At 62.2% G+C, this 25,685-nt stretch carries 24 protein-coding genes; 15 read left to right on the top strand and 9 right to left on the bottom strand.

Features of this window, described 5'->3' with window-relative positions; all coding sequences use genetic code 11:
- Positions 1-281: 281 nt before the first annotated feature.
- Positions 282-980 (top strand): alpha/beta fold hydrolase, encoded by a 699-nt coding sequence (locus tag AB4Z53_RS23915; RefSeq protein WP_441597965.1) that lies wholly within the window; start codon positions 282-284, stop codon positions 978-980.
- 95 nt (positions 981-1,075) lie between these two features.
- Here the strand turns inward: AB4Z53_RS23915 and AB4Z53_RS23910 are convergent, their stop codons facing one another.
- From AB4Z53_RS23910 to alr, 3 genes are read right to left on the bottom strand one after another with little or no spacing between them, the layout of a single operon-like run.
- A complete protein-coding gene (locus tag AB4Z53_RS23910) occupies positions 1,076-1,453 on the bottom strand; it encodes a RidA family protein (RefSeq protein ID WP_113537393.1) in 378 nt (125 codons plus the stop codon).
- A 35-nt stretch (positions 1,454-1,488) separates the two neighbouring features.
- Complete coding sequence (locus tag AB4Z53_RS23905; RefSeq protein WP_441597964.1) at positions 1,489-2,739, bottom strand: D-amino acid dehydrogenase; 1,251 nt, start codon at positions 2,737-2,739, stop codon at positions 1,489-1,491.
- Positions 2,740-2,766: 27 nt separating this feature from the next.
- Positions 2,767-3,894: an alanine racemase gene (gene alr, locus AB4Z53_RS23900; RefSeq protein ID WP_441597963.1), complete on the bottom strand. Its 1,128-nt coding sequence runs from the start codon at positions 3,892-3,894 to the stop codon at positions 2,767-2,769.
- A gap of 125 nt (positions 3,895-4,019) precedes the next feature.
- Here alr and AB4Z53_RS23895 point away from each other — a divergent pair, with 125 nt between their 5' ends.
- The 6 genes from AB4Z53_RS23895 to AB4Z53_RS23870 all read left to right on the top strand — a co-directional run bounded on the left by AB4Z53_RS23895 (position 4,020) and on the right by AB4Z53_RS23870 (position 9,750).
- Positions 4,020-4,496, top strand: a complete 477-nt coding sequence (locus AB4Z53_RS23895; protein ID WP_113537390.1) for an Lrp/AsnC family transcriptional regulator — start codon at positions 4,020-4,022, stop codon at positions 4,494-4,496.
- 84 nt (positions 4,497-4,580) lie between these two features.
- Positions 4,581-5,420 carry an inositol monophosphatase family protein gene (locus AB4Z53_RS23890; RefSeq protein WP_113537389.1) on the top strand — a complete coding sequence of 280 codons (840 nt, stop codon included), beginning with the start codon at positions 4,581-4,583 and terminating at the stop codon, positions 5,418-5,420.
- 51 nt (positions 5,421-5,471) lie between these two features.
- On the top strand, positions 5,472-6,092 hold the full coding sequence (locus AB4Z53_RS23885; RefSeq protein WP_441597962.1) for a dual specificity protein phosphatase family protein: 621 nt from the start codon (positions 5,472-5,474) through the stop codon (positions 6,090-6,092).
- Positions 6,079-7,785 (top strand): metallophosphoesterase family protein, encoded by a 1,707-nt coding sequence (locus AB4Z53_RS23880; RefSeq protein ID WP_441597961.1) that lies wholly within the window; start codon positions 6,079-6,081, stop codon positions 7,783-7,785. Before AB4Z53_RS23885 ends, AB4Z53_RS23880 begins: the two co-directional genes overlap by 14 nt.
- A 2-nt stretch (positions 7,786-7,787) precedes the next feature.
- Positions 7,788-8,081, top strand: a complete 294-nt coding sequence (locus tag AB4Z53_RS23875) for a MurR/RpiR family transcriptional regulator (RefSeq protein ID WP_441597960.1) — start codon at positions 7,788-7,790, stop codon at positions 8,079-8,081.
- 22 nt (positions 8,082-8,103) lie between these two features.
- The gene (locus AB4Z53_RS23870) at positions 8,104-9,750 is read left to right on the top strand and encodes a Na/Pi cotransporter family protein (protein WP_441597959.1); all 1,647 of its coding nucleotides are present in this window, start codon (positions 8,104-8,106) and stop codon (positions 9,748-9,750) included.
- 9 nt (positions 9,751-9,759) lie between these two features.
- On the opposite strand, the gene AB4Z53_RS23865 is transcribed toward AB4Z53_RS23870, so the two are convergent.
- Positions 9,760-10,749, bottom strand: a complete 990-nt coding sequence (locus AB4Z53_RS23865) for a LacI family DNA-binding transcriptional regulator (protein ID WP_441597958.1) — start codon at positions 10,747-10,749, stop codon at positions 9,760-9,762.
- Positions 10,750-11,329: 580 nt separating this feature from the next.
- Here AB4Z53_RS23865 and AB4Z53_RS23860 point away from each other — a divergent pair.
- The 7 genes from AB4Z53_RS23860 (at position 11,330) to AB4Z53_RS23830 (ending at position 19,442) form a co-directional block, all read left to right on the top strand.
- Positions 11,330-13,180 carry an ABC transporter permease gene (locus tag AB4Z53_RS23860; protein ID WP_113537473.1) on the top strand — a complete coding sequence of 617 codons (1,851 nt, stop codon included), beginning with the start codon at positions 11,330-11,332 and terminating at the stop codon, positions 13,178-13,180.
- On the top strand, positions 13,180-14,313 hold the full coding sequence (locus AB4Z53_RS23855; RefSeq protein WP_441597957.1) for an ABC transporter ATP-binding protein: 1,134 nt from the start codon (positions 13,180-13,182) through the stop codon (positions 14,311-14,313). The genes AB4Z53_RS23860 and AB4Z53_RS23855 overlap by 1 nt, the downstream gene beginning before the upstream one ends.
- Before the next feature lie 77 nt (positions 14,314-14,390).
- Positions 14,391-15,503, top strand: a complete 1,113-nt coding sequence (locus AB4Z53_RS23850) for an ABC transporter substrate-binding protein (RefSeq protein WP_441597956.1) — start codon at positions 14,391-14,393, stop codon at positions 15,501-15,503.
- Between the two features lie 22 nt (positions 15,504-15,525).
- Positions 15,526-16,668: an ABC transporter substrate-binding protein gene (locus tag AB4Z53_RS23845; protein WP_441597955.1), complete on the top strand. Its 1,143-nt coding sequence runs from the start codon at positions 15,526-15,528 to the stop codon at positions 16,666-16,668.
- A gap of 70 nt (positions 16,669-16,738) precedes the next feature.
- On the top strand, positions 16,739-17,836 hold the full coding sequence (locus AB4Z53_RS23840; RefSeq protein WP_441598026.1) for an ABC transporter substrate-binding protein: 1,098 nt from the start codon (positions 16,739-16,741) through the stop codon (positions 17,834-17,836).
- A gap of 71 nt (positions 17,837-17,907) precedes the next feature.
- The gene (locus tag AB4Z53_RS23835) at positions 17,908-18,801 is read left to right on the top strand and encodes an inositol monophosphatase family protein (RefSeq protein ID WP_441597954.1); all 894 of its coding nucleotides are present in this window, start codon (positions 17,908-17,910) and stop codon (positions 18,799-18,801) included.
- 17 nt (positions 18,802-18,818) lie between these two features.
- Positions 18,819-19,442 carry a dual specificity protein phosphatase family protein gene (locus tag AB4Z53_RS23830; protein ID WP_441597953.1) on the top strand — a complete coding sequence of 208 codons (624 nt, stop codon included), beginning with the start codon at positions 18,819-18,821 and terminating at the stop codon, positions 19,440-19,442.
- Between the two features lie 127 nt (positions 19,443-19,569).
- Here AB4Z53_RS23830 and AB4Z53_RS23825 read toward each other — a convergent pair whose 3' ends face one another.
- From AB4Z53_RS23825 to AB4Z53_RS23815, 3 genes are read right to left on the bottom strand one after another with little or no spacing between them, the layout of a single operon-like run.
- Positions 19,570-19,920, bottom strand: coding sequence for a RidA family protein (locus AB4Z53_RS23825; RefSeq protein WP_291165171.1), 351 nt, complete (start codon positions 19,918-19,920; stop codon positions 19,570-19,572).
- 46 nt (positions 19,921-19,966) lie between these two features.
- Positions 19,967-21,067 (bottom strand): NAD(P)/FAD-dependent oxidoreductase, encoded by a 1,101-nt coding sequence (locus AB4Z53_RS23820; RefSeq protein ID WP_441597952.1) that lies wholly within the window; start codon positions 21,065-21,067, stop codon positions 19,967-19,969.
- A gap of 43 nt (positions 21,068-21,110) precedes the next feature.
- On the bottom strand, positions 21,111-22,715 hold the full coding sequence (locus tag AB4Z53_RS23815; protein WP_441597951.1) for an ABC transporter substrate-binding protein: 1,605 nt from the start codon (positions 22,713-22,715) through the stop codon (positions 21,111-21,113).
- Positions 22,716-22,794: 79 nt separating this feature from the next.
- Between AB4Z53_RS23815 and AB4Z53_RS23810 the strand changes: the two genes are divergently transcribed.
- The gene (locus AB4Z53_RS23810) at positions 22,795-23,784 is read left to right on the top strand and encodes a LysR substrate-binding domain-containing protein (RefSeq protein WP_441597950.1); all 990 of its coding nucleotides are present in this window, start codon (positions 22,795-22,797) and stop codon (positions 23,782-23,784) included.
- Positions 23,785-23,839: 55 nt separating this feature from the next.
- Here the strand turns inward: AB4Z53_RS23810 and AB4Z53_RS23805 are convergent, their stop codons facing one another.
- Together AB4Z53_RS23805 and AB4Z53_RS23800 are read right to left on the bottom strand one after the other, a co-directional pair.
- Complete coding sequence (locus AB4Z53_RS23805) at positions 23,840-24,184, bottom strand: RidA family protein (protein WP_077500383.1); 345 nt, start codon at positions 24,182-24,184, stop codon at positions 23,840-23,842.
- A 22-nt stretch (positions 24,185-24,206) separates the two neighbouring features.
- Complete coding sequence (locus tag AB4Z53_RS23800) at positions 24,207-25,685, bottom strand: NAD(P)/FAD-dependent oxidoreductase (protein ID WP_441597949.1); 1,479 nt, start codon at positions 25,683-25,685, stop codon at positions 24,207-24,209.

Here is a 25,685-nt window from a genome sequence, read left to right as displayed (position 1 = left end):
TCTATTGGCACGTTCGTGCTGAAAAGTCCATGATATGGGAATATAAATCTATAAATATCAAGGATCGCCATGTGGATGTGGAATGGCTTCGCAGCCTCTCTGGACCGCCAGGCGAACGGATCCCGACTATTCAAAGGGCCGCGCTTGCGCTGGGGGGCTGGACGTTCGAGGTGCGGCCGTGCGTCCCGGCGGCGTCTGGCCCAGGGTGAGTGTCTTTCCTTGAAGACCCGGCCCTCATCTTCCGGTAGCGTCAGGCGATATGCGCGGCGAGGTAGCGAAACATGGCAACGATTCTGGTCCCGGGTTTCATGCTCGACGCCGATCTTTGGCGCGATGTGGCGCCCGCGTTGAGCGACTTTGGTCCCGTTTCATACGCAGATCTTTCGCAGGACAGTTCGATAGCGGCCATGGCGCGCCGCGCTCTCGCGGAAGCGCCGCCCAAGTTCGTGCTCGTCGGCTTCTCGATGGGCGGGTACGTCGCTCGGGAAATCGTGCGGCAGGCTGCCGGTCGGGTCTCAGCCCTTGTGCTTGTCGCAACATCCGCACGCGGCGACAGCAACGTCGAATTTCAGCGAAAGGCCGCAATCTCCGGGCAGACAGGCAGTGCCGTTTTCAAGGGACTGAGCAGGGTGGCCGTCGCCTCGTCCCTGCATCCCGACAATGCAGACCGCGCAGACATTGTCGAGCGCATTCAGGCGGCGGGGCAGCGGTTGGGAGGCGATGTCTTTCGCAGGCAGTCGCTGATCGATCGGCGAGATGAACGGGATGATCTGAAAACGATCAACTGTCCGACCCTCGTCATTGCTGGGGAACAGGACCGGTTGAGGTCTCGAGCCGAAGCGCTCGAGCTTCATGAGGGGATCGCCGGCTCAAGCCTCGAAGTTATCGAAAACACCGGGCACATGGTTCCGATGGAGGCGCCGCAGCGCCTCGCGACCATCATGGGGGAGTGGCTCGATCGACAACGCGCCGGATGGTGATGGGCGCTGCTGGCGCGGGCTCAAGCCACACCATGCTTGCAGAGGTTGGGCGGCGTAGGCCGCCCATTCGATTGACGGGTTCGCAACCGGCTCGCTTAGAGCGCGATGACGGCTTCGATTTCGACCTTTGCGCCCTTTGGCAGTGCGCTCACTTCGTAGCAGGCGCGTGCGGGGAACGGCTTGGCGAAGAAGCCGGCATAAACCTTGTTGATTTCGGCGAAATTGCCGAGATCGGTCAACAGGACCGTCGTCTTGACGGTGTTGGAAAGGCTCGTGCCGGCGGCGGCTGCGATGGCGGCAAGGTTCTTGAGGCACTGATCTGCCTGCGCGATCGCGTCGTCCGAGTTGAACTCTCCGGTCGCCGGATCGATCGGCAACTGGCCGGAGACGAACAGCAGGTTGCCGACCTTGATCGCCTGCGAGAAGGGGCCGACGGCACCCGGCGCGTCGTTCGTGTGGATTTCCTGGATCATGATTTGTCTCCTCGAAAGTGGTTGAACGGAGCCGCTTAAGCGTAGCGGGCGATTGCGAGATCGGTCGCGTCGATCTCAGGCTTGCGGCCGCTGACGAGATCGGCGATCACCCGAGCCGAACCGGAGCTCATCGTCCAGCCGAGCGTACCGTGGCCCGTGTTGAGATAGAGACCCTCGACCTTCGTTGCGCCGATGACGGGCGTACCGTCCGGCGTCATCGGGCGAAGGCCCGACCAGAAGCTCGCCTTCGACACGTCGCCGCCGGGGAAGAGGTCGGTGACAGAGTGTTGAAGTGTAAGGCGACGAGGCTCGCCGAGATCGTTGGTGTAGCCGGAAATCTCGGCCATGCCGCCGACGCGGATGCGGTCGCCGAGCCTGGTGATGGCGATCTTGAAGGTCTCGTCCATCACGGTCGATTCCGGCGCGCGCGACGCATCGGTGATCGGGATCGTCAGGGAATAGCCCTTGACCGGATAGACCGGCAGGCGGATGCCGTGCGGCCTGACGAGGAGCGGCGAGAAGCTGCCAAGTGCCACCACAACGGCGTCGGCCTGCAACGTCCCGTGCGCGGTGACAACGCCGCGGACGCGACCGCCTTCGACGTCGAGGCCGCGGATGATGCTGCCATAGTTGAAGCGTACGCCGAGTTCTTCGGCCTTTTTCGCGAGCGCGTTGCTGAACTTGAAGCAGTCGCCGGTTTCGTCCTTCGGCGTCAGCAGGCCACCGACGATCTTTTCGCGCACATGCTTCAGTGCCGGCTCGACGCGGATGCAGCCGTCGCGGTCGAGGACCTCGTAGGGAATGCCGTCAGCGGCGAGCGCCTTGACGTCCTTGCCGGAGGCATCGAGCTGCTGCTGCGTGCGGAACAGTTGCAACGTGCCCTGCATCCGCTCGTCATAGGCAATGCCCGTCTCTGTACGCAGCGTGGCGAGGGAGTTGCGGCTGTAGTCGGCAAGGCGCAGCATCCGGCTCTTGTTGATGGCGTAGCGCTTGGATGTGCAGTTGGAGAGCATCTTCACCATCCACGACAGCATGGCCGTGTCGACCTTCGGCCGCAGGATCAGAGGCGCATGCTCCATGAACAGCCACTTCATCGCCTTCATGGGGATGCCGGGTGCTGCCCAGGGCGAGCAGTAGCCGAAGGAGACTTCGCCGGCATTGGCGAAGCTCGTCTCCAGGGCAGGGCCGGGCTGACGGTCGATGACCGTCACCTCATGTCCCGCCTTGGCGAGCTGGTAGGCCGACGTCACGCCGATGATGCCGGCGCCGAGAACGATAACTTTCATGATGCCCTCAAGCAAAAAGAGAAGGGGTCAGCGGTATTGCCGCTCGTAGCGCTGGCCGAGGCCGGTCAGAATTTCATAAGCGATGGTGCCGGCGTCGCGTGCAATATCTTCAAGCGTCTGATGGGGGCCGAGCACCTCCACGAGGCTGCCGAGGTGCAAGCGACCTTCCGGTAGAGCGGAGATGTCGACGGTGATGCTGTCCATCGAGACGCGACCGACGATCGGCAGGCGAATCCCGTCACAATAGACGGCGCCCCGGTCGCTCAGGCACCGCGGCAGACCATCCGCATAACCGGCGGCAATGGTGGCAAGACGGGTTTCGCCAGCGGCAATATGGGTACCGCTGTAGCCGACGCGCGCGCCGGCGGGGACCGTGCGGGTCTGCACGACCGCAACATCGAGGCGCAGGACGGGGGCCATCGGATTCGGTTGGTCGGCGATCGGTGCCCCGCCGTAGAGCGCGATGCCGGGGCGGGCAAGTACACCGTGATAGGGCCTGCCGAGGAAGATGCCGCCCGAATTGGCGAAGCACAGGTCGAACTCCGGGAATTCAGCCGTGATACGGCTCATCTCGGCAAGCTGGCTTCCGTTCTGTTCGCTCGCAGCCTCGTCGGCGGAGGCAAGGTGGCTCATGATGAAGCGGACATCAATGTAGTCGCCGAGCAGGCTGGCAACGGCAGCGCGTTCCGCCGGTGGAATGCCGAGGCGCGACATGCCGGTATCGAACTGCAGCGCCGCCGGCAGCTTGCGGCCGAGCGTCCTCGCAGTCTGGCTCCAGCGCTGCAACTGCTCCAGTGAATTGATGATCGGCACGATGCCGCGCTCGGCGCAGGCCGTTTCATTGCCGGGCTGAAGGCCGTTCAACACATAGACAATGGCATCGGCGGCGAGAGTTGGCTGGAGGCGCAGGGCCTCGACGAACTGGGCGACGAAGAAGTGGCGGCAGCCGTGTTCGTATAGCCTGGCCGCGACCCTGACGGCGCCGAGCCCGTAGGCGTCCGCCTTGACGACTGCTGCGGCACGCGCCGGCGCGACTTCCGCCGCCAGCTTTTCATAGTTGCGAGCAATGGCCGCAAGGTCGATGGTCAGGTAGCCCGATGCGCCGCCTGTGGCGGTCGCCGCACCTTGCCTTTTCGCCTGTACTGTCCCGTCCATTCCAGCCTCCCCGTATTGGCGCGAGACTAGTGAAACGATCGTGAAATTTCCGAGGAAAGAATGATTGATCGTTGCGTGAAATCATGATCATTGAAAGAAACAAAGATGAATTGGAATGATCTGTCATGTCCGCGCTTGATGCGATAGACCGCAATATTCTTCGCCTGCTTCGGCTGGATGCCCGACGAAGCAATGCGAGTCTCGCCGCAGAAGTCGGCCTCTCCCCATCGGCCTGTCTTCGGCGCATAAAACTGATGGAACAGGCCGGCGTTATCCGCGGCTATACCGCTCTGGTGGACACGTCGAACGTGGAAGCTTCCATTGCCGTGATCATCAACATCACGCTCGATCGCCAGACGGAGGACTACCTCGACCGTTTCGAGGCCGCGATACGCAGGCACCCGGAAATAAAGGAATGTTTCCTGATGACCGGCGGGTCGGACTATCTCTTGCGCGTCGAAGTCGCCAATGCCGGCGAGTTCGAGCGCATTCACAAGGAAATCCTCTCCGCTCTTCCCGGTGTCTCGCGGATCCACTCGAGCTTTGCGATCCGTAATGTGCTCGCTACGCGGACCGGCACGAAGCGTTCAATGCGACAATAGAGACGACGAGACGCAGGTGCAGATTCCGCTTGCGTGAGGTGCACACGCGTGCAAATGTGCACGCGTGTGCAATGGAGTCTTCCGATGAACGATCACAATCCGCGCTATTCGAATGACCTCGCAGGACGGGCGTCGTTATGTCGGGACGTCATTCGCTCTGCCGGCGCATTGGTGCTGAGCGGCTTCAAGGAGAGTTCCGAGCGCGGCTTCTCGCTGAAGGGGCCACAGGATTTCCTCACGGAAACCGATGCCGCATCCGAGGCCCATATCCGTCAGGCTATCACCACGCACTTTCCTGGAGATGCGTTTCTGGGCGAGGAGGGCGGCGGCTCGATCGGCGACCGCGTGTGGGTCGTCGACCCGGTGGACGGCACCGCCAATTTCGCGCGCGGAATTCCGCATTTCTGCATTTCGATCACCTATGTCGAAGGGGGCAGGGCAGAGATCGGCGCGATCTACAATCCGGCCCAGGACGAGCTCTACTTTTGTCGACGAGGCGCTGGTGCGACTTTGAACGGCAAGCCCATAAGCATCTCGTCGACGGTCACCTTCGATGCAGCCTCCGTCGAAATGGGCTGGTCACGCCGGGTGCCGGACGAGACCTATCTACAAACCATGCGGTTGATGCTCGCCAAGGGCGCCAATGTCCGGCGCGGGGCGTCCGGAGCACTGGCGCTTGCCTATGTGGCTGATGGGCGCTCCGATGCCTATGTGGAGCTGCACATGAACTCCTGGGACTGCCTCGCCGGGCTCCTGCTCGTTGCCGAGGCGGGCGGCGTCGTGTGCCCGTTCCTGCAGATCGGCAGTCTCCAAGACGGAGGACCGGTGCTTGCATCGACGCCGGCCATCGCCGACGGTGTCAGCGAAGCCTCCGGCATTCCGATCCTTGCCCACGAACGGACCGCGGCGCTTCAGCCGGCGTGAACCCACGATCGGCGGGAGCGCCTTATTCGACGACATCAGAAGGAAACTACAATGGACGCACCGGTTTACGCGCGACCCGCAATCAGCCTGATCGCCACGGAACTTGGCCCTCGTAGAGCGGATCTCTATATCGGCGGCAGCGACGGCGCGCGCGACATGGAACTGCTCAAGCGTCACGGGATCACCATCGTCGTCAACTGTGCGGTCAACCTCGATATCAATCTCGTGCGTGAGGAGGAGGTCGCGGTCAATGACGACCTCTGCGCAAGTGGCTACGCCGACATACGCTACTACAAGCTCGGCATGATCGATGGCGACGGCAGCCCGGACACGATGATGCTTGGCGCCTACTACATTCTCGACGGAGCCCTGCGTCAAACGATGCCTAAACGCCCGACCTACCCCTTCGTCGACGGCGGCAACATTCTGGTGAACTGCCGCGGCGGGCGCAGTCGCTCCGTGTCGCTGGTGGCGCTTTTCCTGCACAAGCAACAGCCGCACCTGTTTCCGACCCTAGACGCCGCGGTCGCCCATATCCGCGAGCATCGCGAGCTGCGGCCGGACGAATGGTTCGAAACACCGAAGCCGATGCTGTACGAGGCGGCGCGGCGCGCCTCCACCTGGATCGATCTCGTTGACGCATCCCGCGCGGAGGCGAATGCCAATGGCTGACTTGCCGCGGATCGCTGTGATCGCCGACGCCCACTTTCATGATCTTGAGACCGACTTCGCGTTTCCAGCCATCGAGATTGATGGAAAGGCGTTGGCCATCAGAAGCTGGGCCGATACGCGCGAGTCGACCCGCGTATTCAACGAGAGTGCGAGGGCACTGGACGAGGCATTGGCGGAGGTGGCCCGGCGCGAGATCCGTCACGTCGTCTTGCTGGGCGACTATACGGATGACGGCCAGCGGCAAACCGCAGAGCGCCTGCGCACCATTCTGGAGCGGCATGAACGCGAGAATGATACGCGCTTCTACGCACTCCCCGGCAACCACGACATTTTCGGCCCCAGGGGCCGCCATCACACCAAGCAGTTCCTGGATGTGAATGGTGCGAGGGTCCTCGTCACCAGCGATGCGGAAAGGGCCGGTCCCGGCACCTACGCGACGCCGTCCATGTATTGCGAGGGGTATCCGACGGGCCTCGCTCCGATGGCCGCATTCGGATACTTCCGAAGGTCCGACGATATCCATTGGGAGACCCCGTTCGGCGCTTCGGACAAGGTCGAAGACCGTCTCTACGACGTTTCGTCCCCTGATGGCCGAAACCGCTACGCGCTGATGGACGCTTCCTATCTGGTCGAGCCGGAGCCCGGTCTCTGGCTGATGATGATCGACGCCAACGTGTTCGAGCCGCGCGACGGCACGTTCCCAGAAGGTGACGAGGCGGCTTTCGTCGATAGCACCGGAGCCGGCTGGAATGCGCTCTTGAAGCTGAAGCCGTTCATCATCGATTGGATCGCCGACGTCTCGGCACGCGCCCGCAGGCTCGGAAAGACGCTTCTTGCCTTCTCGCACTATCCGGTTCTCGATCCCTTTGATGGGGCAACGGGTGCCGAAGGCGTGCTTTTCGGTGAGACGAACATTGCTCGCAGAACGCCGCGCAAGGAAGTCGCGCAGACACTGATCGATGCGGGGATGACGCTGCACTTCAGCGGGCATCTGCATGTCGAGGGCGTCACGCGCCGAGGATCCGGCGAGGGTGTGCTCACCAATATCGCCGTGCCGTCCCTGGTGGCCTTTCCGCCAGCCTTCAAGATCGTCGAGCCATCCGCTTCTGCTCTGCTGGTCGAAACCGTCGAGCTGTCCTCCAGCGCCGTCGATCCGCGCATCTCGTGTGGCTATCGGCGAGAAATGGCCCATCTCACGGAAGAGGCTGATAGCGCCTTTGACGTCTCCGACTACGGATCGTTCCTGAAAGCGCATAAACGCGCCCTGGTTCAGCATCGCTACTTTCCCAAGGAGTGGCCGAAGGAAGCCGTCGAAGAGATCTCCGGGCTCACTGTCGAGGATGTCTGCAAACGCCTCGGCGGGCCGGGCGCGATCGAGAGTGTGATCGCGGCATGCCCGCCCGAGGACGCCACTGACTTGGTTCGCCTGGAAATGCTTGAGCTGATCACCGATTGGTATTGTCTGCGCCAGGCCTCCGTGCTCGCGCTCGACAAGATCTCCGCGCCACGCCTCAGGCTCTATCGAGTGCTCGCTGCACGGTTCGGTAGTGCTGCGGAAGGTGGTTGGGACGGCTCGACTGACACTTTCCTCTCGATCTTCTTCGGTGCGTTCGACGCCTTTCTTGATCGTGCCGAAGCCGGCAGTCTTCGCGTCCACATCGAGAGCACGCCCTCCAACGTGGAGGCGGCCTGAACATGGTCCATCAACTGTCCGTCACTGCCGCCTCGATCGCACCTCCGGCGACTTTTGTCGAACTGCGGGAGTCCTGTCGCCTCGGTGTACGGCGGTTGAAGGGCGGGCGGCTGGAGGTGGCGAGGTTCGTCCTTGGCCATCCCTATGACGTTGCCTTTGCGAGCGCGCGCGAAGTGGCCGAGTGCAGCGGCGTCTCGACGACGACGGTGATGCGTCTCGTCAACGATCTTGGCTTCGAAAGCTACGCTGCCTTTCAGCAGTTGTTCCGGGCGGAATTGCTGCGGGGCCGGCAGTAGGGCTTCTCAAGGGGAGGGAGCCGTGGATTCGGCGAATGTCAGCATCAATATCTTCGGCGCTGTGGCCCTTCTCCTCTTCGGCCTCGGCCAGGTGCGCGAGGGCATGCAGCGCGTCTTCGGCGTTCGGCTGAAGGCTGGCCTCGCGGCCGGAACGCGCGACGGCTTTCGCTCCTTCTTCTCCGGCCTCGTCGCGACCGTTGCGCTGCAGAGTTCGACCGCGACTGCCCTGATGGTGGCGTCATTCGTCGAGCGTGACCTCATCCTGCCGCGCATGGCGCAAGTGGTACTGCTAGGCGCCAATGTCGGAACGGCGATGACCGCCTGGATCGTCGCATTGGGCCTTGGATGGCTTTCGCCGCTTTTGCTGCTTTGCGGTGTCGTCGTCGGGCGCGGAAGCTCGAATGCCCGCAAGGGGGCGGGTGCCGCGCTCGTCGGTGTTGGGCTGATGTTGCTGTCGTTGCATTTGATCGGCGCTGCCACCGAACCGCTTCGCACGTCGGTGGCGCTTTCTGCCTTCCTCGTGCTCCTCGACAATGCCTGGCCGGTTGCGTTGGTCATCTCCGCGGGCCTTGCCGTCCTTGCCTCGTCCAGCCTCGCGATCGTGGTGCTGATCCTGTCCCTTGCCGCGTCCGGCCAGCTTTCGACGGGGCTGCTCATCGTACTCGTTCTTGGCGCAAATCTCGGTGGGGCCGTGCCGCCCGTTCTTGCAACGCTCCATGCGGCGACCAGCGCCCGACGTGTCGCGCTTGGAAATCTGATCGTCCGGGCAGTTGGTTGCCTCCTGGCACTGCCGTTGGCCGGCTATTCCGGCCATTTGCTCGAACTATTGCCGCTGTCGCATGACAAGCTGCCGGTCGACGCGCATCTTGGCTTCAATCTCGTGCTGGCGGTCCTGGCCGCCCCGTTTGCCCGGCCGCTTTCTCGTCTCACGGGGCGGCTGCTGCCGGACCCGGCGAAGGCTGAGGATGGCCCGTCGTTTCTGGAACAGGGCTATCTGCAGACACCGGTTGCGGCCCTTGCAGGAGCCAGCCGGGAGGTCCTCGGCGTCGGTGACATGATCGAGCGCATGCTCGTTCAGGCAAACGACGCCTTGCAGCAGACGGATCTTTCCAAGCTCTCGACGATCAGCACGCTGGAAGGGCGGGTCGATCGCGTGCAGCACGAAATCAAGGTCTATGTTTCGCGTGTCGGCCAGTCCGATATCGACGACCAGCATCGCCGGCGTGCCGCCGATATCGTCGACTATGCCATTAACCTCGAGCACATCGGTGACATCATCGAAAAGGGTCTGCTGCCCGAACTTGCAAAGAAGATCGCCCGGGGCCTGACCTTTTCCCGCGATGGCCACGAAGAACTCTCGCGGCTGTTCGCGATCACGATCGACAATCTGCGCATGGCGCAGGCGGTGTTTGCCACGCGCGACAACACCATGGCGCGGCGCCTTGTCCAGGCGAAAGAGGACGTTCGCCGGCTGGAACGGCAATCGGCCGAACAGCATCTGCAGCGGTTGCGTGACGGACGCGCCGACAGCATCGAGACCAGTTCGCTTCATCTCGACATGCTGCGTGATCTGAAGCGCATTAATGCGCATATCGCCTCTGTTGCCCACCCGATCCTCGATCAGAGCGGACTGTTGATCGAGAGCCGCATCCGGCAGGCGGCTTCCTGAAACTGCGGCTTAGCGCCTTGCCGTCTTGCGTTCGACCATCGCGACCGGAACGACCTGGAGGCGGGTTTCCGCATCGTCGGACTCAAGCGCGGCCAACACGTGATCGGTCAGGGCGGTAAAGGATTGGGCAACGGTGGTGAGTTCGTAGCTCTTCCAGCTTGCCTGCGGAATATCGTCGAAGCCGACGACGGAAAGGTCGGCCGGGATGCGGCGCTGCATTTCGGTGCGTGCCGCGTCGAGAAAGCCGAGTGCCAGCAGATCGGTGACGCAGAAGGCTCCATCGATGGCCTGGTCTTTCAGGACCTCGCAACCCGCCTGATAACCGCTTTCATAGCTTGTCGGGCCGCCAGACCAGGCAACGACGTCGATGCCGGCCGCCGCCATTTTCTGCTTGAACGCCGTTGCCCGGCGAACCTGCGCTGGCGTCTGGCTGCCGCTCGAAACAACCGCAACCTTCTTGCATTGGGCCTCGATCAGGCGCAGTGCTGCGAGATCGGCGCCTCGGGAATCGTCACTCAACACCATGCTCGTATCGGTCCGGTCGAGTTTCTGGTTGATGAGGATCAGCCTGACACCGTTGGCGATGCACTGGTCGACGATTGATTCCGGCGGTTCGCCGGAAAGAACCACGATGGCCTGCGCGCGGAATTCGAAGAGAAGCTCGATCAGCGGAGCAATATCCTTGCGGGCATCCGCTGCATTGAGCAGCAGGCACTGCAGTCCCTGGCGCAACAGGCCGATGCTCAGAAGATCGAGCTGTTTGGATATGAAGGGTGAACTGAGATTGGCCCCGACGACACCGATCAGGTTCGATCGGTCGTTGTTCAAGCCCTGCGCGAGCCGGTTGACACGGTAGCCGAGCTCTCTTGCAGCCTTCAACACCTTGCGGCGGACCGCCTGGGAAACGCTGGCGCCGGGCGTGAAGGTTCGCGATACCGCCGAGCGCGAAACGCCCGCGCGCTTTGCGACTTCCTCGGCGGTTACGAACCCTCTTGCCATGCATTCCCCCACTGAATCAGAACGTTCCCATCAGGGCCATAAAAGCTGCCCCATTCCAACGAAAAAGTGCGAACTAGCGGCCACAGCCGGTGCTCCGCAGCCTCCGCCCGCACGTTTCCCTCACCCGCAAAACGACCGCCAATCGTTGTACCGGAAAGCGCCTTCTGATGCTGATTGCTCACGTGTTCGAAAAATAATAGACATTCTCCATAAAAATATCAATAAAAACAACGAAGTAAATCAATGCGCACGTGTGCAATTTTTTGATTGACAAGGCGCCCCTGTCATTGGATCATACATTCCACTGACGGAGAAATTTTGGAATATTTGTTCCGTTTGAATTCGCGACAATGGTGGCGCCTTTGAGGAGTTGGTGTCGTCGTTTTGGCAGGGCATCCGGCCTGTCCGCGAGTGGGGAGGAGAGCAGCCAGGAAGGCGGGACGGCTCGCGTCGTTCGCGGCTTTCAATGCGGCCGCATCAAGTGCGGCCCGGCATCTATTTCCCCATCAGCATTACTGGAGCGCCGCCAGGCTTCGATCGCCGCAGCAGGTTGCGCATGTCGAGTTCCAAGGGGAAGAGCATGGCCTTATTGAGTGAAACAGCCAAGGCGTCGACAGTGTCAGACGACGCGACGGCGCCGACAGCATGGCAGCGCTGGCGGTATCGAGCGAAGGTCGCTTCCCGCGAGCCGACAACATTGGTCGGCATTCTGACGGCGCTGTTGTTCACCTATCTGATCGTCGTGCCGATCATTTCGATCGTGCTCGATTCCGTCCGGGTCCAGTTCGGGCACGAGCGGCGGCTCGGCAAGGATTTCGGCGACCTGACGCTCTACTATCTCGACCGGGCGTTCCTTTCGCCTGTTTCTGTCGACCTGTTCTGGCGGCCGCTTCTTAACACTCTATCTGTCGCCGTCGGAGCTATCAGCCTGTCGCTGGTGATCGGCACGGTGCTCGCATGGCTGATCAGCCGGACCGACATGTTCGGGCGGCGTTGGTTCGCAACCGCACTCATCGTGCCTTACATGCTGCCGGCCTGGACGTTCGCGCTCGCCTGGACCACGCTCTTCAAGAACCGGACGGTCGGCGGCCAGCCGGGCTGGTTTGAAGCGATGGGCCTGACGCCTCCGGACTGGGTTGCCTATGGGCGCTTCCCGATCGTCGTCATCCTGGCGCTGCACTACACGCCCTTCGTCATCCTGCTGTTCGGCTCGGCCCTTCGCCGCTTTGATTCCCAGCTTGAAGACTCTGCCCGCATTCTTGGTGCGAAGCGCTACCAGGTGGCGATGCAGATCATCCTGCCGCTGATGCGCCCGGCATTGCTGTCCTCGATGGTGCTGATTTTCGCAAAGTGCCTCGGTGAGTTCGGTGTGCCCTATGTGCTTGGGCTGCCCGTCAAGTTCGAGGTGCTCTCCACGTCACTCTTCCGTAGCATCGCTTCGCGCCAGACGGGTGTCGCCGGCGTCGTCGCGGCCTCGATCATGCTGATCGGCATCATCACCCTAATGATCGATGCCCGGCTTGTTCGTGAAGCGCGCCGCTTCGTCACCGTCGGGTCCAAGGGCTCGATGAATCGCCAAAGCCGGCTCGGCAAGTATCGCCTGCCGGCGACCGGTTTCGCAGCGCTCATCTTCCTGCTGAGTGTCGGGTTGCCGCTGCTCACCCTGTTCCTGTCGACGATCATGAAGCTGCCGGCCCAGTTCACCCTCGACAACTTCACGCTGGACTACTGGATTGGCCGCGATCTCCATACCGTGGCGCTGCAAACGGGTGTGTTGCTGAGCCCGGATCTATGGGCGGCGGCGAAGAACACGCTGATGATCGTCGGCCTTGCATCGCTGACCTCGGGTATCCTCGGATTGCTCGTCGGCTACGTCGTCATCCGCACGCCGGTAAAGGCACTGTCGGTCTACCTGAGGCAGGTTACCTTCCTGCCGTATCTGGTGCCCGGGATCGCTTTTGCTGCAGCGTATCTGTCGCTCTTTGCGGTGCCACGCGGACCGATGCCCGCCCTCTACGGTACGGTCACCATCCTCATCCTGGCGCTGATTGCCGACCAGATGCCCTATGCCTCGCGCGCCGGCATCTCCGCCATGACACAGCTCGGCAAAGATCCCGAAGAAGCGGCCCAGATCGCCGGCGCCGGCTGGTTCCGCCGCATGATGCTGATCGTGATCCCGATCCAGAAAGGGTCGCTGGTCACCGGTGTGCTGTTGCCGTTCATCTCGGGCATCAAGGGATTGAGCCTGTTCGTCATCCTCGCCGTGCCGAGCACCGACGTCCTGACGACCTACTCGTTGCGGCTCGTCGATTACCACTACACCCAGGCGGCAAATGCGGTCGTGCTGATCATCGCCGCCATCGCCTATCTCGGAACACTGGCAGCCCAGAAGCTGACCAAGACCAATCTCGCAGAAGGACTCGGAAGCTGATGCCCACCATCAATCTCAGCGGCGCGCAGAAGAACTATGGCGTCAATTCCGCCAATGCCGTTTCGAACCTCGATCTCGAAATCCGCGATGGTGAGTTCATGTGCCTTCTCGGCCCCTCCGGCTGCGGCAAGACCACGACGCTGCGCATGATCGCCGGCCTTGAAAACCTCTCCGATGGTGAAATCCGTATCGGCGAAAGGGTGGTCGACTCGGTCCGGGCAGGGGTGTTCATTCCGCCGGAAAAGCGTGAGATGGGCCTCGTCTTCCAGAGCTACGCGCTCTGGCCGCACCTGACGATCGAGCGCAACACCGATTTTGGCCTCCGTCTGCGCAAACTGCCGAAGGAAGAGCGCGAGCAGCGGGTGGAGAAGGTCATGCAGGCGCTCGACATCGCCAAGTATCGCGACCGCTACCCCTCGCAGCTCTCCGGCGGCCAGCAGCAGCGCGTGGCGCTTGCCCGCATGCTCGCGGTCAATCCGGGGGTTCTGTTGCTCGACGAGCCGCTTTCGAACCTCGACGCGCGGCTACGGCTCGAAATGCGGGCCGAGCTCAAGCGCATCCACAAGGAGTTCAAGACGACGATCGTCTTCGTCACCCATGACCAGTGGGAAGCGATGACGCTGGCGACGACCATCGCCGTCATGAACGAGGGCACGCTGCAGCAGATGGGCACGCCGAACGATATTTACGATCGTCCCGCCAATCGCTTCGTTGCGGAATTCGTCGGCAGCCCGCCGATCAACATCCTTACCTTCGGCTCGCCTGCAGCCTCGGAGATGTCGCGTGCGGCCGAAACCTATCTTGGCGAGCGCCATCCGTCGCTGCGCGGCATCGGCTCGGTCGGCATCCGGCCCGAGGCGATCGGGTACGCAATGGAACCAAAGGGTGTGCCTGCGGGCAGCTTCACCGGCGAGATGACGGTGACGGGCGTTCTGCCGACCGGCGGCAGCTGGATCCTCGAGCTCAGGAACGACAACGACACGCTTTTCCTGACCACGAATGCCCTGCCGCGCGTCGAGACCGGTGCGAAGGTTTCCTATTTCGCGCTGCCTGAGGCGCTGCACGTCTTCGACAAAAACGGTCAACGCATCGGCGAAGCCGATGCGCTGCTGCGCAAGAGCACACTGAACTAGGGCGCTAGGCGCCAGACGGCATACCGAAACAGAATCTGAGGGAGGAACAGACGATGCAAATTCGGAAGACTGACAGGATGCAACGTACATTCCGGCGCGCCTTGCTGGCGACGACGATCGTGGCGATCAGCGGGCCGGCACTGGCGGAGGAGGCGTTCGACCTGAACGCCCTCATCGAGGCGGCACGGAAAGAAGCGCCGATCACGGTCTACGACAGCACCGGCAAGATCGTCGAAATGGCCAAGGCCTTTGCGGAGAAATATGGCGTCGCTGCCGAGGGGTCGAAGGTCAAGGCGACCGCCCAGCTCGAGATGATCATTCGCGAGGCCCGCGCCAACAACATCCAGGGCGACGTGTCGATCATCAGCGATGCGCCGGCTGCGATGGCCCAGCTCATTCCGCAGGGCTTTGCCGAAAGCTGGCTGCCGCCGGATCTCGCCGCCAAGATCCCCGCGGAGTACCAGGATCCGCTGACTGTGGTCACCAGCGCCAACGTCTGGGCCTATAATACGGAACTCTTCGACAAGTGCCCGGTCAGCAACATCTGGCAACTGACGGGACCGGAATGGAAGGGCAAGGTCGCGATGCAGGACCCGCTCGGCAAGGCGTCCTATGTCGACTGGTTCAACCAGATGGCCAAGCACGGCGACGACAAGGTAGCTGCTGCTTACAAGGAGCTTTATGGCAAGCAGCTCGAAACCGACGACGGCAGCGCGACGGCCGCCTGGGTGAAGGCGCTTGCCGCCAACGCGCCGCTCCTGACCGATGCGGATGCGGCAGCCGCCGACGCGGTCGGCGCGCCGGGGCAATCGCAGCCGTTCATGGGCCTGATGAGCTCGGCAAAGTTCCGTGACAATGCCGACAAGGGCATGAAGCTAGGCCTTTGCAAGGACCTGAAGCCGTGGCTCGGCTGGATGTATCCGGGCGTCGGGCTGATCACCAAGGGCACCAATAGCCCCAATGCCTCGAAGCTCTTCATCCATTATGTGATGACGGCCGAAGGCATCGCGCCGCAGGCCGAAGACGGGAAGATGTCGACGAACCAGGATGTTTCGCTGCCTGCCGACGAGCCTTCAGGCATCGGCGCAGTTATCGATCAGGTCATGCCCTACCAGATGGCAACGAGCCTCGACGACTGGGACGCGCGCGAGACCTGGCAGGACCTCTGGCGGCTCAGCTACCAGAAGTGAAGCGAACTCCGAGGGTAACTTTATGAGCAATCAGATCATGACGACGCGTCGGCTTGGGACGGTCGCGTCCGTCTCCGCCTGGGCTATCGCCGCCTCTGTTTCGTTGGCTTCCGTAGCCCATGGCGAGGAGAGCTTCGACCTTGACGCGACGATCGAGGCGGCGAAGAAAGAGCCGCCGATCACGGTCTATGCGGTGACCGGCAAGATCGTCGACACCGTCCAGGCCTTCAACGAAAAATACGGGCTCCAGGCAAACGGTAAGAAGGTGAATGAGGCGACGCAGGTCGAACTCATGATCCGCGAGCATCAGGCGGGCAACGTCGTTGGCGATGTCAGCCTCGCCATGGATGTCGCTTCCGCAGTCGGGCAGATGCTTCCCGAAGGCATTGCCACCAGTTGGACGCCGCCCGATCTCGCGGGCGACATCCCCGAACCGCTGCGTAATCCCTTGGTGGTCGTCTCCGATCCGCACGTGTGGACGTACAATACGGAGAAGTACGAAAAATGCCCCATCACCAACATCTGGCAGCTGACGGAGCCGGAGTGGAAGGGGAAGGTTGCGATGCTCGATCTGTTCGACAAACCGCTCTATGCGGATTGGTTCAACCAGATCGCCAATCATCGCGACAAGGACGTCGCGCGGGCCTATGAGGTGCAATACGGCAAGGCACTCGATACACAAGGTGAGAGTGCCACGGCCGCCTGGGTCAAGGCATTTGCCGCAAACGGCCCGCTGCTCGCGGATTCGTCGACTGTCGCCGAGGCTGCCGGCGCACCCGGTCAGGCCGAGCCGTTCTTTGCGATCACCTCGACCGCGAAGTACCGGGAAAATGTAACCAAGGGGCTGAAACTCGGCATTTGCGTCGGCATGGAGCCGTTCACAGGCTTCCTCTATCCCGGCTTCGGCCTGATTGCCGCTCAGACGAAGAGCCCGAACGCTGCAAAGCTTTTCGTTCGGTATCTGATGACGGCCGAAGGGATCGCGCCGCAGACCGTCGACGGAAAGATCTCCGGCAACAGGACGATCGCCTTGCCGGCTGACGAGGCCTCCGGCGTTTCCAAGCACATTGAAGAACTGATGGTCTTCGATGCTGCGACGGCCGGCGATGATCTCGACAAGCGCGAAACCTGGCAGGACCTCTGGCGGATCAACTACCGGAAGTAACCTCGTGAACCCTGAAACGGTCTCCTTGGGAGGGGAAACCATGAAAAGAGGCAACAGCAAATTACTGGCAATGGGGGTGGCGTTGGCCGCCCTTGCGACCGCCGTCGCGGTTGAGGCGCGTGCCGAAGAGGCGTTGGATCTCGACGCCTTGGTCGAGGCGGCCAAGAAGGAAAAGCCTATCAACGTCTATGACAGCACCGGCAAGATCGTCGAGATGGCCGAAGCCTTCACCGCGAAATACGGGGTCAAGGCAACGGGCGTGAAAGTCTCGGCCAACAGCCAGCTGGAAATGATCATCCGGGAGGCGCAGGCCGGCAATGTCCAGGGTGATGTCGCGTTGATTACCGATGCGCCGGCAGCGCTCGCCCAGCTTCTGCCGCAAGGCTTCGTCGAGAGCTATCTGCCAAGGGACATGAAGGACAAGATACCGGCAGCCTTCCAGAACCCTCTGGCGATTTCGACCAATGCCAATGTCTGGGCCTACAACACCGAAACCTACGACAAATGCCCGGTGAGCAACATCTGGGAGCTGACGGAGGCGAAGTGGAAAGGCAAGATCGCTCTCGTCGATCCCCTGACCAAGAGCACCTATACCGACTGGTTCAACCAGATGGAGAAGCACGCCGACAAGGCGGTGGCCGACGCCTACAAGAGCCACTTCGGCAAGGATATCGAAACCGGCGAGAAGAGTGCGGCGGCAGCTTGGATCAAGGCGCTCGCACAGAACGGGCCGTTGGTGACCGACGGTGACGATCCGGTCGCCGAAGCTGTCGGCGCGGCCGGCCAGAAGGAGCCGTTCTTCGGTCTTTTGAGTTCGGCCAAGTTCCGCGACAACGAGGGCAAGGGCTACAAGCTTGGCCTGTGCACGGAGCTTCAGCCCTGGGTCGGCTGGACCTACACCAAGCTGGGCCTCGTTGCGTCGAAGAGCGCAAGCCCGAATGCCGCGAAGCTCTTCATTCATTACGTGCTGACGGAAGAGGGCATTGCACCGCAGATGAAGGACGGCAAGCTGCCGACCAACATCGACATCAAGATGCCGGCGGACGAACCGTCGGGGATAATGGAAGTGGCGGACCGCCTGTTCCCCTACAATGCCGCAACGGGTCTTGAAGACTTCGACCGGCGCGAGGAATGGCAGGACTTCTGGCGCGTGAACTACAGCAAATAGAAACTCGAGGCCCGGCGCGACATGACGAGGACAGGTCGCGCCGGCCGCACCCGCATGAACGGAAAGAAAGCATGAGCAACGCTTATCCGGCGGCAAGCCCCAGTCCCGCCGATGAAGCGGGCAAACTTGCCCGATCACGCCACCTGATGCAGATCGCGGAGGGCGCGGCCCGGGCCGTGGGGGCGCCACTCCTTGCGGCATTTCGCTCGGAAATGGCGGTCGACTACAAGCGCGACCTGCACGACATCGTGACGATCCACGACAAAAACGCCGAGGCACTGATCCGGGACCACATCTTTGCGAACGAGCCGAACTCGGCCATGCTCGGCGAAGAGGGCGGTCAGGTCGGTGCGGGTGAAATCCAGTGGTATGTCGACCCGATCGATGGAACGGCGAATTTCGCTCGGGGGCTCGCCTTCTGGTGCGTGTCGATCGCCGCAGTCGAAGAGGGGGTGGTCGTGGCAGGGGTCGTCTACGACCCGGTCGCCGACCTACTTTTCTCGGGCGACCTCGAGCGCTCCTATCTGAATGGAGACGTCATCACTTCCAAGGCAGTGAGCGACGAGAGCCGCGCGACCCTGATCACAGGCTATCCCGTTTCGAGAGACTTTCGTCTCGATGGACAGGATGTCGCCCTTCGTCGCTTTGGCGACCTGGTCAAGACCTTCTCGACATTGCGCCGGCCCGGCAGCGCAGCCCTCAGCATCGCGCATGTGGCGGCCGGCTTTGTCGACGCGGCCGCGGGTTTCGGCGTCAATGCGTGGGATGTCGCCGCTGCGACGTTGATCCTCAGAAATTCCGGCGGGCGCTACCGCCCCCTACCGCTCGGCAAAGTGCCGGTCGGTTCTGCCGATTATCTGTGCCCCGGTTATGTGGCTTATGGCGCCGGTGCCGATTATCCGACCCTGAACCGCGTCGCGCAGGCCATTTCAGATGGCCGTACGGCCAAAGCTCCAGCGCCATGAGCGGAGACGAGGAAAGCATGCAAATTGAACCAACCGAAACGATGGCCGCCAACAAGGCGAACAGCGAGCTGCCAAGGCTCAGCCTCATCTATGCCAGGCATCCGACCTATGACGTCGACATCTTCATCTCGGGCAAGGAAGGCGCGAGTGATCTCGATCTCCTGCGCCGCAACGGCATCACCACCGTCGTCAATTGCGCGGTCAATCTGGATTTCAATTTCGTCCGAGAGCCGCAGCTCGTCTCGGATCACCGAAACAGTGTCCATGGCCCAGGCGAGATCCGCTACTACAAGGTCGGGCTTATCGACGGCGATGGAAACCCGGACACGCAGATGCTTGCGGCGCACTACATCTTGCGGGCCGCGCTCGAGCAGGTGCTGCCCGAGAAACCGTCCTATCCCAGACGGGAGCGCGGGGGCGTGCTGATCAATTGCCGTGGCGGACGCTCGCGCTCCGTTGCTGTCGTGTCGTTGTTTCTCCATCTCACGCTGCCGCAAGAGTTCCCGACCCTGGAGGCCGCGATCGACCATGTTCGCGACAAGCGCAGGCTTCCTGAAAACGAGTGGTACAAGGCGCCCAAACCCGTGCTGACCGAGGCGGCGCGACGCGCTGCCGGATGGGCGCGCTCAATTGGTTGCTGACACGTCGGGCAAACGGCTTCCGCTCATGTGCGGCAAAAGAAAAGCAGCGCGCCAGGCACCCGGTGCGCTGCAACTCCGTAAGCAGAGGTGGCAGGGGAGCAGGCAGGCCTGACCTGCCAAGCTCGCGTTAGTTCTTGGCCGCGACGACCACGACTTCGATGAGCCTTTTCGGGTCGCCAAGATCGGCGACGCCGATGGTCGCGCGCGAGGGCAGGTCGTCGCCGTCGAGCCATTCGAGCCAGGCTTCGTTCATTTCTTCCTTCTTCGACATGTCGCTGATGTAGATCCGGGCGGAGACGAGCTGGGTCTTGTCCGAGCCGCATTCGGCCAGCACGCCGTCCAACTTCTCGCAGACCTGCTGCGTCTGTTCCTTCATGCCGACGGAAATGTCGGTGGCTGCGTGGCCGCCGACAAAGATGAGGCCGTTGTGCTCGACAGCCGCATGCATGATACGGTGTTTCCGGTAACGCGTTACCATGATTGTTCCTTTTCCATTGATGTTGAGTTCAAAGCCGACCGGCGATTTACGCCGGGGCGTAGCGCGTGAGATCGACGTCGAGAGGAGCGTCTGTCAGCAACTCGGCGAGTTGCTTTCCGGCGAACGGGCCGATGGTGAGGCCGGCTGCGCCGAGGCCGTTGCCGATCGTCAAGCCCGAGAAACCGGGAACGCGGCCCAGAATGGGCTTCATGTTGCTCGACGCCGGGCGAAACCCGATGCGGGTTTCTATGTGCGTCGCGTTCGCAAGCCCCGGGGCGATCGCCAGTCCGGCGTTCAGGACTTCGGCTTCGCCACCTGCGGTCACGCGATAGTCGAAACCGGAATTGTCCTCGCGCGTCGCGCCGATCACGACACGGGAGTCATCGAACGCCAGCAGGTAATGGCTGCCCATCGGCAGGAGCACGGGCCAGTTCGATGTCTGGACGCCCGGCAGGCGAAGATGAATGATCTGGCCCTTCTGGGGTGCGACCGGATGCTGAAGGCCCAGCGGGTCGAGAATCTGCGATGCCCATGCACCGGCCGTGACGACGACCTCGTCCGCTTGAAGTGCTGTTCCATCGCTGGCGGTGCAGACGGGACGTCCATCCCGCAAGGCCAATGAAACGCGATCCTGTCTGACCTTCGCGCCGAGAGAGCTTGCGGCCCGCAGCATTGCGGCCGCGAGCAACCGCGCATCGACGCGCGCGGCCCCGGGTATGAAGATCGCTTCCATCCCTTCGCGCAGCGGCGGGAACTTCTCGCGCGCCGCAGCCGGGCTCAGATGTTCGACCGTGCCCGCTTCAGGCACATTGGCAACGCGCCGCGCCACGCGCTCGGCGGCAGCCTCGAACTCCTGCCTGTCCTCGGCCACGACCAGCGCGCCGACCTTGCCATAGCCGAGATCGGCTTCGCCGAACGACTTCAGGCCTTCGACGAGGGAGGCATAATAGGCTGCGCCGGCGGCGTACATGTCATAGAAATCGCCGTCCTCGAGCTTCGTCGCCCACGGGCAGACGATGCCGGCGCCGGCAAGAGTTGCCTTACCCTCGTGCTGGGCGTCGACGACTTCCACGTCGACGCCCTTTTTCGCGAGGTGATAGGCGGTGCTGGCCCCAAGAATGCCAGCACCAATGATCAGGACTTTCATGTTTGCTCCAATGCGAATGCATGGCTTGCCCGGTGTGGCGAGCCTAGTCGACGGTCACGCCTGAAAAGCGGCTCGTACCGAAAATGGCGGGCTGGAAGCCGTGCACGGTCTTGCTGACGGCCGTCAGTGTATCGGCTCCACCGAGGATGACCGCAGGCGCTTCCTCGTGGAAGCGTGCCTGTGCCTTCTTGTAGAGCTCGATACGCTTCTCCTTGTCCGCGATACGCCCGGCTTCGTTCATCAGGCTGATGAACTCACTGTCGCACCAGGCGCCTACATTGGAGGGGCTTGGCTTGCCGTCGGAATCGCAGATGAAGTAATTGTTCGGGATCTGGCTCGGGTCCGGAAAATCATAGATGCCGCCGAACATCGCGACCGGGGCCTCTCCCGCCCTGGCGCGCTGAATGTACTCGCCCCACTCGAAGGTAACGACCTCGGCCTTGACGCCGATCTTGGCCCAATCGGCCTGGATCATCTCGGCGGCGCGGCGACCGTTCGGCATGTAGGGACGATAGACAGGGATCGCCCAGATCTGGGTCGAAAAGCCGTCCGGGTATCCGGCTTCCTTGAGAAGCGCCTTTGCCTTTTCCGGATCATAGGGGTGCGGCTTCAGCTCGCCGTCATGTCCCCAGAGAACCGGAGGGATGAGTGCGCCGGTGGCGATGCCCATGCCGTTATAGACGGTATCGACGAGTGCCGGGACGTTGATCGCCTCGGCCAGTGCGGTTCTGACCCGCTTGTCCCTGAACTTCTCGTCGCGGAAGTTGAAGTCGATGAACCCGGTCGATGCCACCGGCGTCTGCATCAGTTCGAGCGTGTCGCTGTCCTCGATCTGGGCGCGGTCGGCAAGGTTGGGGTAAAGCGCAATCTGGCATTCGCCGGCCAATGCACGTTGCAGCCGCACCGGGGCATCGGCGCTGATCGCCATTACCAGGGCGTCGACCATGGGCGTGCGGCTCTTGTCGCCGATGGCCGCCCCCCAGGTTTCGTTGAACGGCACGAGCCGGACCACGGCATCCTGTTGATAGGCCTGCAACGCGAAGGGACCCGTCCCGATCGGGACCATGTCGAACGTCTCGGGCTTGCCCGCCTTCATCAGGACGTCGGCGTACTCGGCCGATGTGATGGCGAGAGATTGATGCGCCATGATGCCGATGAACGGAGCGAGCGGCTCCTTCAGCGTGAAGGCAACGGTGTAGTCGTCGATCTTGGAAACCGCTTTCAGGCTATCGGCAAGCTTGGTGTTGAAGGTGATGTAGGTGCCGTTGCTGATCTTCGCATAGGGATGATCCGACTTCAGCATCCGGTCGAAGGTGAACACCACGTCATCGGCGTTGAAGTCCCGCGTCGGGGTAAACTGATCGTTGGACTGCCACTTCACGCCCTTGCGCAGCTTGAAAGTGTAGGTCCGGCCATCCTCCGAGATCGTCCAGCTTTCAGCCAGTGCCGGTTCGATGTCCGAGCTGTTTGCCTTCACGGACACCAGATTGTCGTAGATATTGGCCAGCACGTTCGACGTCGTTCCGCTGCTGCTCAGCTGCGGATTGAAGATTTCCGGCGATCCCTCCACGCATACCGACAAGACGCCGGCATACGCCGATGTTGAAAGCGCCAAAGTCAGTAGGGCCGTTCCCAAGGCTATTCTCATTCTCGTTCCCTTTTTGAAGCAGATCGAACGCCCGATCCGTCGTGTTTGGTTGGTGTGAGAGAAGCGAGACGGGATATGATTGTCAAATATCAAATTATCCGCTCATTATAACCGAAACTCATGTTGCTCGATTCCAAGCAGAGGCATACCCATGAACATCCGCCAGTTGGAGGCGTTCCACAACACCGTCGAGACCGGGTCCGTCACGCTGGCCGCTGAGCGCATGCGGATCTCTCAGCCGGCGGTCAGCAAGCTACTGCGCAGCTTTTCCGATGCCTGCGGCTTTCAGCTTTTCGTTCGAGCCGGTGGCCGGCTCACGCCAACGCTCGAAGGCCGTATGCTCGCGGTCGAGGTCGCCAAGATGTTCTCGGGGACCGCACGCGTGGCAAGGCTGGCCGATGCTGTCCGCAATCAGGAATGGGGGGAGATCACGCTTGTCGCCCCGCCGGCGTTGACCACGCGTTTTCTCGCACAGGCGCTTTCGCCCCTGCTTGCCGAACAGCCCGATATTCACTTCACGATGCGAAGCCTGCCGTCGCCGCGCATCATCGATCTCGTCGCGGCCCAACAGGTGGATATCGGCCTCAGCGTGCTGCCGTTCGAGCATCCCAACGTCGATGCCGAGCGCCTGATGCGCTTCGAAATGGTCTGCGTGCTTCCCGCGGGCCATCCGCTGGCGGACAAATCCGTCATCGATCTGGAAGATCTCGGCGGCGATCCTTTCGTCTCCCTGGCGCGCGACGACTGCTCGTTAATGACGATTGACCGTGCCTTCCAGATCAAGGGCGTACAGAAGAGAAACCGAATCGAGGTTCCGCTCTCGGAAACTGCCTGTTGTTTCGTTGCCAATGGCGTCGGCGTCTCCATTGTGCCTTCGTTCGTCGGACTCGATTTTGGCAGCGACGTTCTGGTGCGGCGGAGTATCGTTCCGGAAACGACGATCGATCTGTGGCTGCTTACACCGAGGAACCATCCACGATCGCTCGCGGCCAGCAAGCTCATAGATTTTCTGCGACAGGCGGTCGCTCCGTTCGACAAGCTTCAGTCCCGGTCGAGCGTGCCTGAATGACGGCGCGCCGGATCATGCGAGACACGGTCGTCTCGCCTGATCCGGCCAGCGACGGCTACTTGTAGGCCGAGACGACCACTTCGATCAGCGTGTCACCACCGAGATCGGCAACGCCCACGGTCGCGCGGGTCGGCAGCTCTTCCGGGCCAACCCAGGCCTTCCAAACGGCATCCATGTCCGGCTTCTTGCCCAGGTCGGTCACGAAGATCGTGGCGGTCAGGAGCTTCGTCTTGTCGGTGCCAGCTTCCGCCAGATAACGATCGATCTTCGCCAGGATTTCGCGGGTCTGGCCGGCCATGTCGAGGCTCTCGTCGTCACAGGTCGTGCCGCCGACATAGACGATGCCGTTGTGTTCAACGACGCGGTGCATGATGGGCGTGCGGAGATGACGTTCTGCCATTTTTGTTTCCTTTGTTGAGGGGTTAGCTTCTGTCGGAGTGGTCGCCGGTAACGGCCTGAACGGCATCCGGCGTGAGGGGGAGCGAGGCGAATTCGCGCAAGGGGACGGGCTTTATCGGTGTGCGAAGCCTGTAGGTGCCGATATCGGCGGGGGACCGCTGTTGCACGTCAGCCAGAATTTCGGTGATGGTCGCCGTGCACATGCGCCCCTGGCACGGCCCCATGCCACAGCGCAGCATCGTCTTGAGCTGGTTGGGGCCGACCACGTTGCGCGCGGCGGCATCACGGATGGCACCTACCGTCACTTCTTCGCAGCGGCATGCGATCGTCTCCCGATCGGTCGGTGCGCGAAACGCCACAGCGGGCTGATAGAGCGTGTCGATGAAGGTGCGCCCGCGCGACAAGACCCTGCGCCGCTTTTCGTGCTTCGCCAGGAGCGGTCCGATCTGGCGCGTCTTCTCCGGAAAGAGATCGAGACAGGCGGCCAGCGCCGCTATCCGCCCGCCGACCTCCGCGACAAGCGCGCCGCCTATGCCGCCGCCGTCACCGGCGACGTAGATCGCCGGCAGCGAGGATCGACCGCGTGTGTCAAGGTCTGGCTGAAAACACTTCTGACGGTCATTCCAGGCAAGAAGACATCCGGTCGCGTTGGCCAGGCTGTTGTTCGGGACGACTCCCTGATGCAGGAAGACGCTGTCGATGTCGATTTCCTTCGTCCGGCCCTTGGCCTTAAAGCGGATTGCGGTGGCCCGGTCCTGACCGATGACCTCGATCGTCCCGACGCCGGTGAAAACCGGCACCGAGCGCCGGACCTTCGCCAACAGCGCCAGGCCTTTCAGCAGATAGGGCGAAACCAGAAATGGGGGCAGGAAAGGCAGCGCCTTCGTCCAGTTCGAACGCGGCGTGGTGTCGAGTACTGCGACGAGGTTGCCACCTGCCTGCAACAATTGGCCGGCAAAGAGATAAAGCAGGGGGCCGCTGCCTGCCAAAACAACGCGGCCGTCGGGCACCAGCCCTGAAGATTTGAGTGCGATCTGGGCCGCCCCGATCGTCATCACGCCCGGAATCGTCCACCCCCTTACGGGCATCGGCCGCTCCATCGCGCCGGTGGCGAACACGACCCGTCGCGCATGAACGATGCTGCTCTTGCCACCGGCCGAAACGCGCAGTTCGACAGATGTCTTTCCATCGGTCTCGCCTTGCTCGACACTCCAGACAAGTGCTTGGGGCAGGTAGGCGGCGTCGCACTGAAGAAACGCCTTAAGGACGCCCTTTCCCTTCCAGTAGTCCTTGCCGAGGAAGGCGCGCCTTGTTGGCGAATTCCTTTCGATCGACCGGTAGATCTGGCCGCCGGGGGCGGGGTTTTCATCAAGGAGGATCGTTCGCGCGCCAGCGGCGGCCGCTTCTGCCGCCGCGGCCATCCCCGCCGGCCCTGCACCGATGACCGCGAGATCGTATTCGCGGTCGAGAAGATGAAGATCGTCGATTTTCCGGAGCGCCAT

Origin of the sequence: Ensifer sp. 2TAB8 (assembly GCF_052115125.1) — a bacterium.
In the GTDB taxonomy this organism is placed as follows: domain Bacteria; phylum Pseudomonadota; class Alphaproteobacteria; order Rhizobiales; family Rhizobiaceae; genus Ensifer.
The sequence above is the reverse complement of the archived record's forward strand: the minus strand, read 5'-3'. Positions and strand labels throughout refer to the sequence as shown.